This is a genomic window from Spirosoma sp. SC4-14 (assembly GCF_037201965.1).
In the GTDB taxonomy this organism is placed as follows: domain Bacteria; phylum Bacteroidota; class Bacteroidia; order Cytophagales; family Spirosomataceae; genus Spirosoma.
Genome location: NZ_CP147518.1, coordinates 5758100 through 5776573, shown reverse-complemented (window position 1 = coordinate 5776573; position 18474 = coordinate 5758100). Strand labels below are relative to the sequence as shown.

Sequence of the window (18474 nt, the reverse complement as noted above, 5' to 3'; positions counted from 1 at the left end):
AAAAAAAAGATGGCTATTTTCATGAGTATGTGGTCAGGAGTTGCTAAATCGATTAATGATGGACTGGAATGCGTATTTCGCAACGATACCAAACGAGAGACGTTGGAAAGCATTTGTATCGGCTTTCTGACTGTTGGTCAGGTCTGTGATTTCCAGATAGAGCCCACCCAGAAAGTTGCCTTTTTTAACATTATAAAAGTTTAGGGCAGACCCAATGTCGATACGACTTTTGGCCGCTTTTTGATCAAATGAGATAAAACTGCGGGTATAAAGAATATTCCAGGCTAGCTGGTAACCAGATGTGTCGTTATACATTTTGTCGAGGGTATGAAAATACAATAGGTCGGTTCGGATATTAACCCGGTCATAAAGTCGGAAGTCCCCGGTATAGCCTGTGTATTTTGTTTCAGAAATGAGTTGTTGTTTCCCGAGAGTATCGACGGTTCGAACGGTATAATCCTTACTTTTTAGATTATCGGCCAGAGTATTAGCGCGTTCGTAACCAATTGAGGCTCCTAAAAGCCAGTTCGCTTTGTAGTCATAGTTAATACCCAGATCAATAAAACCTCCGCGATAGGGTGTTTTCACAAACCGCTTATCCAGCGAACTCATTATGCTTGAATCATACGTCTGAAAGGAGGCCGCATTTAGTCCGCCCGATACGTAGAGAAGGCGAAATTTGCGAATAGTGTCGAGTTTAAGGATTTGCGCAGTAATCTCTAGTAGCCTGTTATCTAATTGATTGATAGTTTGATCTAGTTTGGCAGCCTCTGATTGCCGCTCAGTAATCAGTTTAACGACAGCCGCAATAGCAACAGCTTTTAGGGAATCTTTTACTGGATAACTCTTTTGCAGGGTTTCCAGAGCCGGAATAGGCTCATCTCGGTTCTTTTTTAAAACCGCTCTAACGGTATCCGCCAACGCTTTTTTCTGAGCATTGGTAAGGTTAGCCTGCTTTTTGATAAGAGTATCTACTGCCGGACGAAAGTTGAGTAGTTGGATGTATTTCGTTCGTGCAGAATTAGTAACAAGTTTATCCCGTTCCTCTTCCAGAGTACCGAGTCCATTTTGTTTAATTCGTTTTCGGTTACCTACAAAAAACTGTAGTCTGGATTCGGGCTGAAATTTACCTTCATTGAAGAGTGTAGCAATGCCATCAGAATTTTTGGCGTTGGCCGAAATTCCCCAAAGAGTTTGTTGGTCGGCAATCTTGAAATGCCGATAGTTATTAAAGCCAACCGATAAGGCCGTTTTCGCCAGGTCGAAATTGATCGAATTGCTATATTGAACAATAGAGCTTTTACCTTCGGCATCGTCGGCCAGCACCTGAGCAACTGCTTGTTCACTACTGGCAAACAAAAAAAGCAGGAGTAGTAGATTAATTTTCATGATGCGGATTAGGGGAGATTGTGGAGTGCAGCGTGATTGGCAACGCCATTAGGGTCTACATTGAGTGCAATAGGACTGTCGGGTAAGGGTTGCCCGTCGACTGTCACATCTAGCGACCAGCCATTGCCTGCCGCTCCTGTGGCAAATACCTCAACCATCAGCTTGTCGCCAATGCATAGGATAGAGTCAAACGGACGGTTGCGGGTTTTAAAAATGGTAGAATTGGCCGGGTCCTGATCGTTTTTCAAATTGACAGGATTAAAACCAAACGCAATTCGGCTTACGACAAGTCCTGGGGTGGTTGTGAGGGTATAAATTACCTCGACAACAGCACTATTAGCAAGAACGGCCTCATGAAAGGCAACCGAATTTGTAGCATTAGTTGCCAACGCACTAAAGGCATGCAACAGGGGTTTTCGGGCGCGATTTTTCTTTTTCTTTGCCATGGTTGAATAGATTTAGGTTACAGAACAAAGGTGGGAGGTTTTAGTAAAGTAGCCAATGGGGAAAATCCCGTATTAATATGGTGAATTTCACTAGATTAAACGGCGCTATATCTTGTGAAATAGCGCTGGCGCTCGAAGCGAAAGGAGGTACTTTATCCATAAACTTAAAGTAGGATTAGGCAGAAAATAACAGGGGATTTTTATGCAATTTGACCCAGAGAACAACGTCGTAAAACTTTGTGCGCAGGGAATGGCCGCAGAAGGCGAACCCGAAAAGGCTCGTCTGTATTTTCAACAGGCCTGGAACGAAGCCACAACCAACTTCGAACGGTTTATTGCCGCTCATTATGTTGCGCGTCAGCAGCCAGCAATAGCCGATAAATTGAAATGGGACGAAACATCGCTCGAATTGGCCTTAACGGTTCAGGATGAGCAAATGCAGGAGGTGTATCCGTCGCTCTATCTGAATATTGGAAAAGGCTACGAAGACCTGGGCGATTTCGATACGGCAAGGAATCACTATCGGCTGGCCGAATCGTTTGCCATTAACTTACCGGAGGATGGCTATAGTACCATGATTCGCAACGGGATTCGGAACGGACTTGACCGCGTCGGCGAATAGAATTTGTAAAAACCGCTGATATACCCGATCTTCCTGCTCATGATCACTCACGTTCATTAACGACTATGAAAGCCATTTGGAATGGACAGATTATTGCCGAAAGTGACGATACCGTTGTTGTTGAAGGCAATCATTATTTCCCGAAAGAATCCGTGAAAACCGAACTGCTAACTGACAGTTCGACGCATACGACCTGCCCCTGGAAAGGCCTGGCCTCTTATTATTCCCTGTCGGTTGATGGTAAAACAAACCCGGATGCAGTCTGGTATTATCCCGATCCTAAACCAGCCGCCAGCCAGATTAAAGAGCGGGTTGCGTTCTGGAAAGGAGTAGAGGTCGTACAATAGGGATGATTGATGTTCGAAATCTGACCAAAACATTTGCCTCGCACACGGCCGTTGATGGCGTATCGCTCACTGTTGGCCGGGGCGAAACGCTGGTGCTGCTGGGTACTAGCGGAAGCGGTAAAACCACGACCCTGAAAATGATCAACCGGCTGATTGAACCTACATCGGGTTCAATTCGCGTTGATGGTATCGACATACAGCAGCAATCGGCCCCGGAGCTTCGCCGACGCATTGGCTATGTTATTCAGGATGGCGGGTTGTTTCCCCATTATACCGTAGCGGAAGCCATTGCATCCGTTCCGAAACTGCTGGGCTGGCAAACCAGCCAGATCGAACAACGTACCTACGAACTAATCGATAAACTTCAATTACCCAAAACGCTGTTAAGCCGTTATCCGTCTGAACTGAGCGGTGGACAACGACAGCGGGTAGGCGTAGCGCGGGCGCTGGCCGCACAGCCGCCGGTTGTGTTGATGGACGAACCTTTTGGAGCCCTGGACCCATTTACGCGCAAGCACGTCAGGCGCGAGTTGTTTGGATTAAATGAACTGAAAGAAACAACCGTTGTGCTGGTAACGCATGATGTGAACGAAGCCGTTGAACTCGCCGACCGCATTGTGCTTATGAACAATGGTCGTATTGTTCAAACCGGCTCCCCGTCTGAGCTGACGCACCATCCCATCAATGCCTTTGTGAAAGATTTTATGGAGATTTAACGCAGACGAAAACCTGACCTAACCGCGCTACTCCCTGACTAATGACCGATTTTTTTACGTTTGTTCGCGACCATGCCGATAAACTACTGGAACAAATTCTGACCCACATCGGACTTACGTTTGTGTCGTTGCTGGTGGCACTGATCATCGGCGTTCCGCTGGGAATCGGAATTGCACGGCACCCTCGGCTGGCGGGTAGCGTACTGGGCGTAGCCGGTGTTTTGCAAACCATACCTAGTGTAGCATTACTGGGCTTTCTGATTCCGTTACTCGGCATTGGGGCAGGACCGGCACTGGTTGCGTTATTTCTATATGCCTTGCTGCCGATTATCCGTAACACCTATGTCGGCATCGTGGAAGTTAGTCCGTCGGTGAAAGAAGCCGCAATGGGGATTGGGATGACCGATGGGCAAATCCTGACGAAAGTAGAACTGCCCCTGGCGCTTCCCGTTATTTTTGCGGGAATTCGCACCGCTACAGTTATCAATGTAGGTGTGGCTACGCTGGCGGCTTACGTGGCAGCGGGTGGACTAGGCGAGTTTATTTTCAGTGGTATTGCGCTCAGTAATGTCAATATGATGCTGGCCGGAGCAATTCCGGCGGCATTGCTGGCCATAGGCTTCGATGGGCTGCTGGCTCGTCTACAGCGGCTGTCGGGTAAGCGGTTACGGATTGGAGCCCTGGCGTTTCTGACCCTGGCTCCGTTTCTGTCGGCTTTTTATCTGATTCCGGGTCGGGAAGATAAACTGGTTGCCGGATTTGCGCATGAATTCTACGGACGGGCCGACGGCTATCCGGGTTTAACGAAAACCTACGGTCTTCATCTGCGCCCCCGCCTGATCGATCAGAATCTGATGTATGAAGCCATTCATCGCAACCAGGTAGATATCATCAGTGGCTATTCGACCGATGGCCGGATTAAAGCCTACGATTTGCTGGTGCTCAACGATAATCGTCATGCGTTTCCACCCTATGCGGCCGCACCGGTTGTTCGTCAGCCAACGCTGAATCGTTATCCAGCGCTGGCTTCGGTGTTTGACCTGCTGGCCGGAAAACTGACCGATTCGGTCATGACAGCGCTGAATTATCGGGTCGATTATGAAAAAAAAGCACCGGAAGTCGTTGCCCGGCAATTTCTGCAACAGGCTGGACTATACAAAGTTCCGGCAGCGGGCGAACGAAATGGAACCATTGTAATGGGGTCGAAGGTGTTCACGGAGCAATACATCCTGGCCGAAGTGTATCGGCAACTGATCGAAGGGCATACCCACCTGCGCGTGGCGACACGCACCGGTCTGGGCGGCACGCAAATTTGCTTCGATGCGTTGCGAACCGGCGCTATCGACTTTTACCCCGAATATACGGGAACAGGGCTACTCGTCATTTTGCAGCCGTCGGCTCAAATGCTTCAAACGCTATCCATGCAGCCGGATTCGGTCTATCGGTTTGTGAAACAGCAGTTTCAGACGAACTATCAGCTTAACTGGCTTCGGCCGCTGGGCTTCAATAACAGCTATTGCCTGATGATGCGCCGGGAGCAAGCTCATCGGCTCGGTATTCGGTCAATTGAGGATCTGGTTCGGGTACTGGAGGAATAGTTTGCCAGTTTACGGCTATCGGTTTATGGTTGGTAATTAGCTGCTTATGTTATTTTTGTTGGAAAGAGACTCATTACCAGTAACCAATGCCGAATGACCATCAGTGTAAAATATATTCCGTTCTTCACGGCCGGCGCTTACTTTCGGCAGACTTATGGAAATGGGACGGTGAATGAATCGTTCCGATGAATCCATACTGATTCGTTATGCCCGAAATCCAGACAAAACCTGCCAGTAAACCTGCAAAACCTAAAAAATCATTCGTTCGGGAATGGTTCGATTCGATACTCTTTGCGGTAGTGGCTGCTACGCTGATTCGGTGGCTGTTTATGGAGCCGTTTATGATTCCAACGCCTTCCATGGAGAACAGCCTCATGGTAGGCGATTTCCTGTTTGTGAGTAAGCTACACTACGGTACTCGTACACCCCGAACACCGTTGCAGGTTCCGCTGACGCATCAGAAAATCTGGGGCACCAATATTCCATCCTATAGTACTGCCATTCAGCTACCGGCGTTTCGGTTGCCCGGTTTTACGCACGTCAAAAATGGCGATGTGGTGGTTTTTAACTACCCGCCACCTAAGGCAGGAGAACCCGATTATCCGGTCGATTTGCGGACGAATTTCATAAAACGCTGCATTGGCATTCCCGGCGATAAAATCGAAGTGCGTCAGCAGCAGGTATTGGTGAACGGTAAACCGATGCCTGTACCGCCCGGAGCCGAAACCAATTATTTTGTCCGAACCACCGAAGTGCTCGATGAGCGGTTTTTCCGGAAGTTAGATATAGTCAATGATTTTAAGTCGCCGGAAGGGCCATTCATCAACTGGCAACCGCTCGAACAATATAACGACTCCACCAAAACGTCGGCACTGGTTGGGTATAGCGTTAATACAACAGCCGATATAATTGCCAAATTCAAGACGTTCGACTGGGTAAAAGGCATCGAACGGATGAAAGATCAACCAGGCGAGCTGATGCCCGGCATTTATGGCGGCTCCGCTTATCCGTGGAATCGGGATAATTACGGTCCATTGGTGGTACCTAAAAAGGGAATGACCATTCCGATCAACAAGCAAACCATTGCGCTGTATGGAATGATCATTGACCGTTACGAAGGGAACGAAAACGTAGAACTTACTCCTGAGACGGTTAAAATGGCCGGACAGCCTATTAGCTCCTATACGTTTAAGCAAGACTATTATTTTATGATGGGTGATAACCGGCACAATTCAGAAGACTCGCGTTTCTGGGGTTTTGTGCCCGAAGATCACATTGTTGGAAAAGCGGTGCTGGTCTGGATGTCGATCGATGCGAATCCCGCGTCGTTCTGGCAAAAGATTCGCTGGAACCGTATATTCAAGATCATTGAATAAGCAGGCTTATTTCCTGCTTACATACCTGTTTCCCTGAATGTAATATCGGTAGGGTAAGTCGGCTCCGTGCGAGATACCGATACGGGTGGTTGTAACCATATCGAAATCATGCAAAACCGGGCCTCTGATAACTAATTCGCTGGTGGTGAGCGACGCGCCGTTGTGTTGTTTCCGGTCGATCCCCATTGCAATGGTAAGTTTGCCCGGGCCATTGCACAGATTCTGCTGTCCGTGGGCCGTTTCGGCATCAATGGTGTTATGGCGATACCGGGCAAAACCGGTCCGGAACGCTTCGTTCCGGCGGAGGGCCATCAGGTCGAGCCCTTCGGTTGGTTCGAGCGCCCGAATGAGTATGGCTTCGCCCACACCCTCGGGGCCGGTCACTACATTGATACAGTTGTAATGGTTATAAATCTGATATACATATAACGTTCCGGCTGGTCCAAACATGGCCGCATTGCGAACCGTTTGCCGACGGTAGGCATGGCAGGCGGGGTCATCGGTGAGGTAGCCTTCAGTTTCAACAATGATTCCGGCCGTTGTTCCTTCTGCGGTTGTATGAACAAGCTCACAGCCCAGTAGCAATTGGGCCAGCGTAAGGGTGTCGTGCGATTGATAGAAACTGGCAGATAGCTTCGTCAATGTAATTCTTAATTAAGTCGCTAATCAATAGAGTTTGACGTATGAAGCAGGAGCTTTCTGCTTCATACGTCAAACTCATTATTGATGTTTTCAGTTTAGCCATTCCGCAAAAACTCGCCGTAAGCAGTCGATTGCGTAGTAATAATCTGTAGTTTTGGTTAGAAATTCAGGGATAGCTATGAGACAGGTTCTGAGTGCTTTTTTAATTTGTTGGCATATTTTGGCTATGGCTCAGTCGCCGGTTCTGCTCACTACCGACCGGAGTGATTCGTTATTGAAAGCCATGCCAGCTATACAACTGCTCGATGTGCGGACACCGGGCGAATATGCGAATGGGCATCTACACAATGCACAGAATATTGATGTTCGGGATGCCTCGTTTACGCAGCAGCTTGCCAAACTCGATCCGTCGAAACCCGTTTTGGTTTATTGCCTGGCCGGGAGCCGCAGTGCTAAAGCCGCTGGCATTCTGGCCAATGCCGGTTTTAAGGAGGTGTATGATATGCAGGGCGGTTTTGCCAAATGGACATCTGCCAATAAACCCATCGATAGTGCGGCAGAAGCACCAAAGGGGGCCCTGACAATGGACGACTTTAAGCGAATGACCTCTTCCGGTAAATTGGTGCTGGTCGATTTTTTTGCGCCCTGGTGTGCGCCCTGTATTAAGATGTTGCCTACCGTCAAAAAACTGAAAACAACCATGGCCGATCAGGTGACCGTTGTGACTATCGACTATGACCAGAACCGGCAATTGGCGCAGCAACTGGGCGTCGACGAAATTCCAACACTGTTGCTCATGAAAGATGGTAAAACTCGTTGGCGCGGTATCGGCTATATGGAAGAAAATATGCTCGTCAAAACGATACAGGAGAATAAGTAATACGAGCCGTTTTCTATTGTATTCAACTACTAGTCTGGTCACTCAGGAAGGCATGGCTTCTGCTGCTTTTCCTGGGTGACCAGACTTTGTTTAGGGAGTATTCGTTTATTGTCGGCTTATGGCAGTAATCATCAGATCCTGTAAGGTCAGGCTCAGAAGATCGTTTAGGCTGATATTATACAATGACGATACTTGTTGAAGAACAGTTAATGTTAGCTCGGTCCGACCCGTTTCTTTTTTGCTGTAAGCAGCCTGACTAACCCCTAATTGAAAAGCAACGTACTCTTGTGGGTAGCCATGAATCTCCCGTAGTTTCCGAATTTTAGTGGCAATAGGGTTCATCTTATTTACTGGAATGGTTTGTGTGATTGATGGCTACAAAGCAATGAAACCAGAGAAAAATGTAAAATATATTTCGACCAATAGTCTTCTCTGTTCGACAAATGAGTGACTAGAAAGGCTAAATCGAATATATTGCCACTATTATGAGCGAATCACTGACTTGCTATTTAATCGACGATGAGTCTCCGGCTCACGTTATTATGTCGAAATACATTAGTCGGGTGCCCTACCTGACTTTTCTTGGGAAGAGTTACGACCCATTTGAAGGGCTTGAAAAAGTGCAGGCTCTCAGGCCCGACATTTTATTTCTGGATGTCGAAATGCCTTATATGACAGGTGTCGAATTCCTGAAATCGTTGCCGTTGCCCCATCCGCTCGTGATTATGGTAACAGCATCTCCCCAGTTTGCGGCCGAAACCTATAACTTCGATTCTGTTACGCATTATCTACTCAAACCCGTTGGCTTCGACAAGTTTCTGGATGCCATTAACCGGGTCACCAAACGGCTGGGCTTTGCCATTGATCCTGAAGCCCCCGTTCCAACAAAACCTCAGATTCGCTCCCAAACCGAACCGGCTGTCGATCCGCGCGAAAAGATTCCCTACTTCCTGATTAAAGAAGACAAAAAGCTGATTCGGGTAGCCCCGGAAGACATTGTGTTTGCCGAGGGCATGAAAGATTACCTCAAACTACACCTAACCTCCCGCGTACTCATTACCCACATGACCATGAGCAAGCTGGAAGAGATGTTGCCCCCCTCGCAATTTTTGCGGATTAACCGTTCATACCTGATTCGCCGACAGGCCATCAAAGAAATTGATGGAAACCTAATTACCACCCTCGACGGTAAAAAAGTAGCCATTGGTGTTACGTATCGGGAACGTGTAATGGAAGAATTGAAGAAAAATATGATATAGATATTATCTGCTACCTCACCGTATAGATCATGTTAGCTCAGGAAAATAATATTGCCTGGTTTAAGGCCAAATCAAAACTTGGTAATTGGGTAAAACGTATTGGATCATGGCTATTATTTTTATTATTTATACGATATATTTATTTCAAGAATTTCTATTCGGACAGAGAAGGCATTTTAAATCTACTCACGGCTAATTTATTCATACAAACAATAGTAATATACTATGTTTTCTCATATTACATTTTCCCTAAAACTCTTTATCAATTAAGGTGGATTGCAACTTTACTATGGCTTTTGGCTTGGCAGATATTTATATATGAATACAACTATATTTTATTTCTATTTTTAAGCAATCTCAACCATGGAACAAGATTAGACCGAGACTGGCAAAGGCTCTATGAAGCTGGCTTATTAGGATTTATATCTAATGGATGGGCCTCTTTTTGGAGTTTTTTTTACAGTTTCCCGTTCGCCATTATGGGATTAACAGCAAAGGCTATAAAGGATATTATTCTTCTTCAAACAAAGACATTATTACTTGAAAAAGACAAATTAAATCTCGAATTAGACTTGTTAAGATCTCAAGTTAACCCGCATTTTCTATTCAATACGCTTAATAGCGTGTATGCCCGCATTTTTGATACCGATGAAAAAGCGGCTGATTTAATTCTTCGCTTATCGGAGTTAATGCGCTACAATCTTTATGAAACGGACTTGCCCAAAATAGCTCTTGATAAAGAATTGGCCTACATCCAGAATTATCTTGACCTCGAACGCAATCGGCTTTCAGATCGATACGTAGTCATTGATTATGATCAGAGTGGTAATCCATCAATTTATCAGATTACCCCTTTGCTGCTCATTACATTTGTGGAAAATGCCTTCAAGCACGGAATCAGGGGAGCCACAGAACCAGCCTATGTACAGGTAAGCGCTAATTTAACGGAGGGGCTGCTCACATTTCAGGTAGAAAATAGTATTCCTGAAAAACGACTGAGTAGTGAGCCGAACAAGAAGTCAGGGGGTATCGGTCTTGGCAATGTCCGCAGACGGCTCGATACATTGTATAAAGACAAGTATGAATTGATTACAAGAGCGACTAAACATACCTATGAAGTTACTCTTACAATTCAGGTTGAGGATTTGCCTTAGCAAAGCATTGGTCGAAACAATCAAGCTATTGGTCGAAAAAGACACCTTACGTGTCGAAAGTAGTTGAAGCAACCTGTATGCATCTACTACTTTTGAATCGTCAACGGGCCAATGTATAATACATTAATTATCAAAATAAATACTTCTTAGCTATTTACAGTCATGCAAACGTCAACTTCACCCACTGCTACTGTCACACCTACTCGCTTAGTTTTTAAAAGACAACGTATTATTTGTCTTACGACACTTTCTAATAATATACAAAGCGGAAAAACAAGTTCAATAATCCACACATTAGTTTAAGCATTGCCAATCTACCTTCTCCTAAACCCATCAATGGCGAGTAAACGTCAACTCGCCTATTACCTTCAGCGCATTGGCTGGCTAATTGTTGGGCAGTCGGGTGCATTTACGGAGGAAATGTTGCCTGTGATCCGGTCCAACGAGTGTGCGCTGGTCTTTGTAAGACTACCTGAGCTGGACACCTCTATACCAGAGCCGTTTCTGGATGCCTTGCGGCAACATCCGGCTGTAGTGGTTACTTCGCCTTATCCACACCATCTGTTCAGCCATCTGAACCTACATCCGCTCGATTTTCTGACTGAGCCGTATTCATTCGAGCGTTTTACTCGGTGCATGGAACGCTATTTCAGCCGACACGATTAAAAGAGACTTCTCCAAAAGGAGTCTCTTTTAATCGTTTTAGTAAATACTACACCAAAAACAGATTAATAAAAATAACTCTATTGTTTTTAAATCAGTGACAAAATAACTTTGGCTTTTATCCATCTATTTCGATGATTCAGCCTGACGATTATTTTATCATACGCCAACCTACGTTTTCAATCAATAAGCTGATCCAGTTTTACAATCAGCTTTTTACAAGACCGATCGATGAATTGCTCCGTCAACATTATCAGCACCCTATAGCCCAAGAGGCTATTCTGACGGCATCGCCCCTTCTTTATGAACGAATGCAACGCTGGTTAGCTGGTGAAACCCTCCCCGAGCAGGAAAAACTTCACACTACCCTGCATAAATACCTGATTAGGATGTGCAGCCGACCGACGCCCTATGGGCTTTTTGCCGGTTGTACGGTAGGGCATTTCGATGAGCATACCCAGTGGAGAGCCGGAAACGCGAACACAATACGAACCCATCTACGCATTGATACAGACTGTATGCTGGCACTTTGCCGCTGGATCACACTCCACCCCGTCCTGCGAGACCAATTGCTTTTATTCCCGAATTCGTCGCTCTATCCGGTTGGTTCATCACTACGGTATGTGGAGCAACAGGTCGAAACTCCAAAGCAGGGAATCGAGCAACGGCAGTATTTTATTAGCATGACAGATTCCGACCGGCATCTGTTGGCCATTCTGGAAGCAGCCCGTGCAGGGGCTACCATCCAGGAGTTGGCCTACGTTTTAACACGCTTTCAAATTGATGAAACAGAAGCCGTTGAGTTTATTGAACAACTAATTGAAGGTCAGCTATTATCGTTCGAGATCGGGCCCACCGTAACCGGCCCTGATTATCTGGATCGATTGATCGAACGTATAGCCACATTTACTGGTACCACGCTTATCGTAGAATCCTTACGTCAGTTACAGGCATTTGTCCAACAAGCCGACAGATTACAGGCGCACACAGGCGTTCGGGCATGGTTCAATGAACGTAACATCCATTTACCCGTCTCGGATCTGATACAGATCGATACTTTTTTCGATCAACCAACGCCCAGGCTTGGCCGAAGGGTACTGCATCAACTACAACGCGATCTGGAAAAGCTACTGGTATTGAATCGGCCAGCCATTTGCCCGGACCTGGACGAGTTCAAACGTCGGTTTTACAATCGCTACGAGGATGAAGAGATTCCCCTGTCACTCGCTATCGACGCTGAATTTGGCGTGGGCTACGGATCGGGATCAGCATTCGGAGTTGGCTATGCGCCATTAGTCGATGATCTAACCCTTTCGGCAGATCAGGTTCCTATTGATACACGTTGGGACTGGTGGCAAACCCTGGTCATGGAAAAATATACCCGCGCCCTACAAAAGACCCGCACGGCAGACGTAAACGATGAAATTATCCTGACCGACGACGATCTGGCCTACATTGGTCGCCATCAGGTCAACCAAACACCCCTACCGGATAGCTTTTATGCATTTGGCACTTTAGTGGCGAACTCATCCAAAGAGCTGGATAAAGGCAACTTTCAATTTAATTTGCTGGCATGCAGAGGTCCATCGGCCATAAACCTGATGGCCCGGTTTGGCAATGGCCATACCGAACTGGCTGAACACATGCAACGGAGCGTGCACGCCGAAGAAGCCCATCACCCCGATGTAATTATGGCCGAAATTGTACACCTGCCCGAAAACCGGGTTGGTAATATTCTGCATCGGCCAACCCTTCATCAGTACGAAATACCGTATATGGGACAGGCATCGGTAGCGCCTGACCATCAGATACCTTTGACTGACCTGATGGTATCGGTACGAAACGATACACTGATTTTACGATCAAAACGACTCGATCGGCGAGTAATTCCCCGATTGACCAATGCACATAATTTTACACAGGGGTTACCGATCTATCGGTTTCTATGCGACCTACAGGCGCAGGATGCCCATTTGTCGGTTGGCTGGAACTGGGGTTTGCTACGTACCCAAACCTATTTGCCACGAGTGCGTTATCGCTCCATTATTTTGAGCCGGGCTACCTGGCAAATTCCCTGTCGCGAACTCACACCCGATAATCCCTTACGGCTGGTGACCGAACTAACGGCGGCTGGCTTGCCTAATCAGTTTATGCTGGTACAGGGCGATAACGAACTGTTTATTTCGATGCATACCCCTGCCTCACTGGCGCTGCTGATGCAGGAAATTCGCCGACAGTCAACGGCCCATCCTGAACCTAATCTGCCAAATGAACGAAAGACTATGACCGATAGGCCGGGGTATATTCGGCTGGTCGAATGCTTATCGATCCCTGAACAATGCCCTTTGCACGATAAACGGGACTGTTATACGCACGAACTACTCATTCCATTCCGAAATAAACGTGTGCAGCCTTTAGCGGGATTGAGCCAGTCGGTAGCGCCCCGCCTACAGCGTAAGTTCTCGGTGGGTAGCGAATGGTTTTACCTGAAAGTATATACGGGCGAAAAAACGTCGGATCAACTCCTGATCGACACCATTTATCCAACCGTAACGCAGTTGCTAAAAAACCAGGTTATCGAGGAGTTCTTTTTTGTACGTTATAAAGATACTGACCCTCATCTGCGCTTACGCTTCCGGGGTAATGCCTATTTAGAGTTCTATCACCAGGTAGTCCGGGCTATGGAAAAAGCCCTTCATAAGGCTGTAGAATCGGGAGTTGTGCATCGGATGCAAATCGATACATACCAGCGGGAGCTTGAACGTTATGGCATAGACCATATATCGTTATGCGAAACGCTGTTTTACTACGACAGTTTATCGACACTTGCTTTTATTACTCATACGGGTGAGGCATTCGACGAAAACCTGCGCGTTGCGGTGTGTATGCGAAAAATTGATCATCTTCTGGCTGGCGCAGGTTTTTCGACCGCTGACTGCCAGTATATTCTGGAAGAATTGAAAGAGCAATTTTTTCAGGAATTTGGAGGGAACTCAGCGCTTCGCCATCAATTGAACGAGAAGTATCGAACGTATCGAATACTTCTGGAACAGGCATTGGCAGAAAATTTCCCGTTCGCATCTGACCTCACGGAATGGGAAAGTCGGCAGACGCCATTAGTACACCATCTTACTGAATCGATACGTAATACTAAGCGATTATATTCAATAGTACAGAGTTTGATCCATATGATCGTTAATCGGTTGTTCCCATCTAAACAGCGGGTTTATGAACTGGTTATTTATCATTGTATGGCTAAATATTATGATTCTTTACGGAATAGAATGCCGCTTTATTGAGCGTCTATCAGACGCTATTTTTTAGTTATAACGCATTAGATTAAACTATAATTATCTAGATTGTCGTATAACCGATGGTTATTGAGGTGCTCAGAAATAAGACACAATTTTGGTTCAGAAATTAATGGTAAACAGAAAAATATTGTATAGTTAAAAATGAATGAACCATGAAGAATCACATTTATTCTGCGAACTCGTTCGAAGTTTGGATTAACGACCAGGATACCCTTTTATTCGATGATACATCGACATTCGATGACAATTGGATTGTGTCGGCTACCGACCTGTTCGGATCTATGGATTTGCCCAATGATGAAGAAGAGAAATATTATGAGGAAGCCGCTTAGTACGCTATAACCGAAAGAAATAAATTACAACAATAAGTTATTGATTTGTGCTCCATAAAGCCTGAACTTTGTTTCGGTAATTAATAAAAAGAACTAATCTATTATGGAAAAGAATCAGGATAAAAAACAGACACAACAGGTGTTACAGGAAAAAGAACTACAGCAGATTAATGGAGGAGCTACGGGCACTATGTCAGACTCCACCAGCACATTGCCGACTACACTTATTAAATTGGATAGACCGCCCTATCAAACAACGCCGGTTTTTATCGTAACTAAGTAAGTTCACCTGTTTCCTGTGACCACCCTAAGCAGCCTGACGTTTCTACTGATATACTTTACTGAATGAAAAAATACTACTACAATTTATTAATACTGGGATTAGTCACTAGCTCCTTTCTTAAACTATTACTGGAGCTAGTGACTTAAAATAAAACCGAAATAAACTTATAATTAATTAGAATAAACTATAACCAAATGTTGTTGAAACGATCCGGAAAATTTTCAAAATTTGTATCAGTTATTTGAGCAATATGGTGATGAGGAAGAAAACATTAATAGCCATAGGAGGAGTATTGCTCCTGGCTATGGCCTGTAAAGAAACCGATACGGTGAAACCGTATGGCACAGTTAATACGTCTGCCAACACAACTACGTCTATTCCAGTGTTAAGCCTACGAGATGATTCCCTTTCTATTGGGGGCCATGACCGATTGCCAGTAAAACCGCAGCCAATAGACATCGATTATCCATTACCTAACCAGCCAATCGATATAGTTCAGAATCCTTCTGTTTTACATTGATTGGTAATCATAATCAGGTAATGCTGCTTGCTTTTGGCAAGCCAATGAATCAAGAATTAATGGAAAGCTACAACCGTATATATTGATCGGGCTACGGCAAATTTTCGGAAGATAACTAAACAGGATCTTATTAGATATGGGCAGCGACCCATCAAAGACATTAGTTAGAAAATTGCTATATTAGCTCGATTAGTAAATACAAGTTGTAGAATATATTAAGAGTACCCTATCACAACCGATGCATCCCGGGTTTAAGCGGAGGGAGTGGTAGTAGAAAATGGATCAAGGGCCTAGCTCATAACATCCATAATAAAATCTGTTATAGTATTGATTTTAAACGTTGACTTAAATTGTTGAAATAAATGGAAGTTTTGAATTTAAATCAAGCAGAAGTATTAGAATTAGATATTCAAGACCTCGCATTAGTAGAAGGAGGATTCCTACCACTAGCAGTAATGGTTGGTTGCTGGGCATTCACAGCATCTTGTGCGGCAATTACAGTATGCTTGGGTGCGGGTTATTATAATAATCGATAAAATAATAAGATGAATATGGAACTGCAAGAAATTGAAGATGCTGAATTAGCACAAATCAATGGTGGATTTTGGGAGGTAGTAGGTGTTGTAGTTGCATTATGTGCAAGGGCATATCAGTATGGTAAAGATGCAGCAGAACGCGAACGGCGTCACGCGTGGTAATTTGTAAATCTGCTATCTACCTGACCTACCAAGGTCAGGTAGATAGGTTTTTCTATATTTTTGGGAGAATATGAAAGATGGAAGAATGCTCAGGCTTATTTTTTTGTTTCCAATACTCGCATTCTTGTATTTAGGATACAATGCGGAAGATCGAGTATTAAAGTATTTATATATAATTTCGGCTATTTGCTTTGCTATTGCAATTATCAGTAAAAAATAATACAATAGCTATATGATTATTTAGATGCTTCCACGGTAAGACTGCTCGCTGAACTGTGTCAAGCCTGCGGGTCAATAGAAGGGAAACGAGAAATCCTTATTTTCACAAGTATGACTGGCCTATTCGATTTCAAGGTCTTCAAACAGGCCGCTATTCAAGGCCTTTATGAAGGCAAACCACTTGTCCTCCCCCCGAATCGCGCAACCATTGATTAAGTGAAAATAACGCAATTTTTCTACTGTTCAATGGTTACGCGATTCGGGGGGAGGACACTTCAACCATATTCATCATCAAGGTAATCGGATTTAAGTGACAACCTCAAGAACCTACACTATGCCTACAAAAGACCTCACCATTTCGGCTATAAAAGCCCAGGCATTTGGTGTGGTAGCCTTTGTTATAGGTGCACCCTTGCTGTTTTGGCCGTTTTATCAGATCTGGGGTTTTTCTCCCAAGCAATTACTCCCTTCGGGAGTGGTTCCTATTCTTCTTTTTATAGTGGCTATGTTCATCGGTATTGTCGTCCATGAACTCATTCATGGGCTTACGGCACACTGGTATGGACGGATAGGCTGGCAGCATATTAAATTTGGTTTCGATGTAAAGTCAGGAAGCCCTTACTGTCATGCCACGGTTCCCATGACATCTGGAAAATACCGGGTAGTGGTGGTAATGCCATTAGTTATTTTAGGCCTGGTTCCCTATGCTGTTTCGCTACTGACAGGTCATGTCTGGTTACTGTCTTTTGGCGTTTTTTTTACCCTTGCGGCTGTTGGCGATGTAATGATACTATGGCTTATGCGGCATCTGCCTTCCGATGTGCTTGTGCAAGACCACCCTACTAAAGTTGGCCTGATGGTAATTAGGCCCGAAGAACCTTATTCGTAACTATCTCTATAAGAATAACCTCTCAGATCAACTATCAGGCCGGTAGTTGATCGTTTTTGTTTGAGCATTGGTCGAAAGAATACAGGCCATTGGTCGAAATAAGTTGATACCAAAGGGTAGGTAGGTATACTTTTGACAGCCTGGTAGCTACAGAAAGTCTGCCACACTTGTGTCACCTTGTTTCTCCTGATGTGTATGAAACTATTGATTGAAAACCTTGCCAAAACGTACAGCAATGGCGTTCGGGCGCTTAACCATGTTTCGCTCACGATTGAACCCGGCCTTTTTGGACTGCTGGGCCCAAATGGGGCTGGTAAGTCGAGTTTGATGCGGACGATTGCCACGCTGCAACTGCCCGACGAAGGGCGCGTTGTGCTGCAAGATCTTAATGGTCAGGATATTGATGCGGTTCGCCAACCCGATGAACTGCGAAAGGTATTGGGTTATTTACCGCAGGATTTTGGCGTTTACCCCCGCATCGATGCCATTACGCTGCTCGATCATTTGGCTATGCTCAAAGGCATTCATAACCGGTCGGAGCGGAGGGAGACTGTCGAAACACTACTACAACGAGTCAATCTTTGGGATGTGCGGAAGAAAAATCTGAGTGGCTACTCAGGGGGGATGCGGCAGCGGTTTGGTATTGCACAGGCTCTGCTGGGCAACCCCAAACTCATTATTGTCGACGAGCCCACGGCTGGCCTGGACCCCGCCGAACGAAATCGTTTTCTGAATCTGTTGGCCGGAGTTGGGCAGGAAGCAATCGTTATTCTATCGACGCATATTGTCGAGGATGTTGAGGAGCTTTGTCGCCAGATGGCCATCATCAATAAAGGAGAGGTACTGTTGTGGGGGCATCCAATGGAGGCTATCGACAAACTTAAAGGTCACATCTGGAAAAAACAGGCTCGCCTGTCGGAAGTCGATGAGCTATACCGGACGCTCATCATTATCAACGAACGCATGATTGCTGGCGAACCCGTCGTATATGCCTATTCGTTAGTGCAACCAGCACCTGGTTTTGTACCCGTTGAGGTCGGGCTGGAAGAGGTGTATTTTACAGAGATAACCGACGCGGTTAAGCGGTATCAGATGCAGCCCGTCGTTTCGTCGGTGGCAGCTTAATA

20 protein-coding genes are annotated in these 18474 nt (G+C 45.5%); 16 read left to right on the top strand and 4 right to left on the bottom strand.

What is annotated here, in order from left to right:
- Positions 1-33: 33 nt before the first annotated feature.
- Together WBJ53_RS23695 and WBJ53_RS23690 are read right to left on the bottom strand one after the other, a co-directional pair.
- On the bottom strand, positions 34-1389 hold the full coding sequence (locus WBJ53_RS23695; RefSeq protein ID WP_338870796.1) for a hypothetical protein: 1356 nt from the start codon (positions 1387-1389) through the stop codon (positions 34-36).
- An 8-nt stretch (positions 1390-1397) separates the two neighbouring features.
- Positions 1398-1835: a hypothetical protein gene (locus tag WBJ53_RS23690; protein WP_338870794.1), complete on the bottom strand. Its 438-nt coding sequence runs from the start codon at positions 1833-1835 to the stop codon at positions 1398-1400.
- A 202-nt stretch (positions 1836-2037) separates the two neighbouring features.
- On the opposite strand from WBJ53_RS23690, the gene WBJ53_RS23685 reads away from it, so the two are divergent.
- The 5 genes from WBJ53_RS23685 (at position 2038) to lepB (ending at position 6494) form a co-directional block, all read left to right on the top strand.
- Positions 2038-2457: an rRNA adenine methyltransferase gene (locus WBJ53_RS23685; RefSeq protein ID WP_338870792.1), complete on the top strand. Its 420-nt coding sequence runs from the start codon at positions 2038-2040 to the stop codon at positions 2455-2457.
- Positions 2458-2522: 65 nt separating this feature from the next.
- The gene (locus WBJ53_RS23680; protein ID WP_338870790.1) at positions 2523-2804 is read left to right on the top strand and encodes a DUF427 domain-containing protein; all 282 of its coding nucleotides are present in this window, start codon (positions 2523-2525) and stop codon (positions 2802-2804) included.
- A gap of 2 nt (positions 2805-2806) precedes the next feature.
- Positions 2807-3520 (top strand): ABC transporter ATP-binding protein, encoded by a 714-nt coding sequence (locus tag WBJ53_RS23675; RefSeq protein ID WP_338870788.1) that lies wholly within the window; start codon positions 2807-2809, stop codon positions 3518-3520.
- 41 nt (positions 3521-3561) lie between these two features.
- On the top strand, positions 3562-5118 hold the full coding sequence (locus WBJ53_RS23670) for an ABC transporter permease/substrate-binding protein (protein ID WP_338870786.1): 1557 nt from the start codon (positions 3562-3564) through the stop codon (positions 5116-5118).
- 206 nt (positions 5119-5324) lie between these two features.
- A complete protein-coding gene (gene lepB / locus WBJ53_RS23665) occupies positions 5325-6494 on the top strand; it encodes a signal peptidase I (RefSeq protein WP_338870784.1) in 1170 nt (389 codons plus the stop codon).
- Between the two features lie 6 nt (positions 6495-6500).
- Here the strand turns inward: lepB and WBJ53_RS23660 are convergent, their stop codons facing one another.
- The gene (locus WBJ53_RS23660) at positions 6501-7136 is read right to left on the bottom strand and encodes a DNA-3-methyladenine glycosylase (RefSeq protein WP_338870782.1); all 636 of its coding nucleotides are present in this window, start codon (positions 7134-7136) and stop codon (positions 6501-6503) included.
- A 178-nt stretch (positions 7137-7314) separates the two neighbouring features.
- On the opposite strand from WBJ53_RS23660, the gene WBJ53_RS23655 reads away from it, so the two are divergent.
- Positions 7315-8016 carry a thioredoxin domain-containing protein gene (locus tag WBJ53_RS23655; protein WP_338870780.1) on the top strand — a complete coding sequence of 234 codons (702 nt, stop codon included), beginning with the start codon at positions 7315-7317 and terminating at the stop codon, positions 8014-8016.
- 105 nt (positions 8017-8121) lie between these two features.
- On the opposite strand, the gene WBJ53_RS23650 is transcribed toward WBJ53_RS23655, so the two are convergent.
- Complete coding sequence (locus WBJ53_RS23650) at positions 8122-8358, bottom strand: helix-turn-helix transcriptional regulator (RefSeq protein ID WP_338870778.1); 237 nt, start codon at positions 8356-8358, stop codon at positions 8122-8124.
- 143 nt (positions 8359-8501) lie between these two features.
- Between WBJ53_RS23650 and WBJ53_RS23645 the strand changes: the two genes are divergently transcribed.
- The 10 genes from WBJ53_RS23645 to WBJ53_RS23600 all read left to right on the top strand — a co-directional run bounded on the left by WBJ53_RS23645 (position 8502) and on the right by WBJ53_RS23600 (position 18472).
- The gene (locus WBJ53_RS23645; RefSeq protein ID WP_338870776.1) at positions 8502-9275 is read left to right on the top strand and encodes a LytTR family DNA-binding domain-containing protein; all 774 of its coding nucleotides are present in this window, start codon (positions 8502-8504) and stop codon (positions 9273-9275) included.
- 29 nt (positions 9276-9304) lie between these two features.
- On the top strand, positions 9305-10429 hold the full coding sequence (locus WBJ53_RS23640) for a histidine kinase (protein ID WP_338870774.1): 1125 nt from the start codon (positions 9305-9307) through the stop codon (positions 10427-10429).
- Positions 10430-10765: 336 nt separating this feature from the next.
- A complete protein-coding gene (locus WBJ53_RS23635; protein ID WP_338870772.1) occupies positions 10766-11095 on the top strand; it encodes a hypothetical protein in 330 nt (109 codons plus the stop codon).
- Positions 11096-11226: 131 nt separating this feature from the next.
- Entirely contained in the window at positions 11227-14391 is a 3165-nt protein-coding gene (locus tag WBJ53_RS23630) for a lantibiotic dehydratase (protein WP_338870770.1), read from the top strand.
- A gap of 167 nt (positions 14392-14558) precedes the next feature.
- Positions 14559-14738 carry a hypothetical protein gene (locus tag WBJ53_RS23625; protein ID WP_338870768.1) on the top strand — a complete coding sequence of 60 codons (180 nt, stop codon included), beginning with the start codon at positions 14559-14561 and terminating at the stop codon, positions 14736-14738.
- A 103-nt stretch (positions 14739-14841) separates the two neighbouring features.
- Positions 14842-15021, top strand: a complete 180-nt coding sequence (locus tag WBJ53_RS23620) for a bacteriocin (protein WP_338870766.1) — start codon at positions 14842-14844, stop codon at positions 15019-15021.
- An 882-nt stretch (positions 15022-15903) separates the two neighbouring features.
- Positions 15904-16077, top strand: coding sequence for a class IIb bacteriocin, lactobin A/cerein 7B family (locus WBJ53_RS23615; RefSeq protein WP_338870764.1), 174 nt, complete (start codon positions 15904-15906; stop codon positions 16075-16077).
- A gap of 15 nt (positions 16078-16092) precedes the next feature.
- A complete protein-coding gene (locus tag WBJ53_RS23610; RefSeq protein WP_338870762.1) occupies positions 16093-16239 on the top strand; it encodes a hypothetical protein in 147 nt (48 codons plus the stop codon).
- Between the two features lie 553 nt (positions 16240-16792).
- On the top strand, positions 16793-17347 hold the full coding sequence (locus WBJ53_RS23605; RefSeq protein WP_338870760.1) for a DUF3267 domain-containing protein: 555 nt from the start codon (positions 16793-16795) through the stop codon (positions 17345-17347).
- Between the two features lie 195 nt (positions 17348-17542).
- Positions 17543-18472 (top strand): ABC transporter ATP-binding protein, encoded by a 930-nt coding sequence (locus WBJ53_RS23600; RefSeq protein WP_338870758.1) that lies wholly within the window; start codon positions 17543-17545, stop codon positions 18470-18472.
- The last annotated feature ends 2 nt before the right edge of the window (positions 18473-18474 follow it).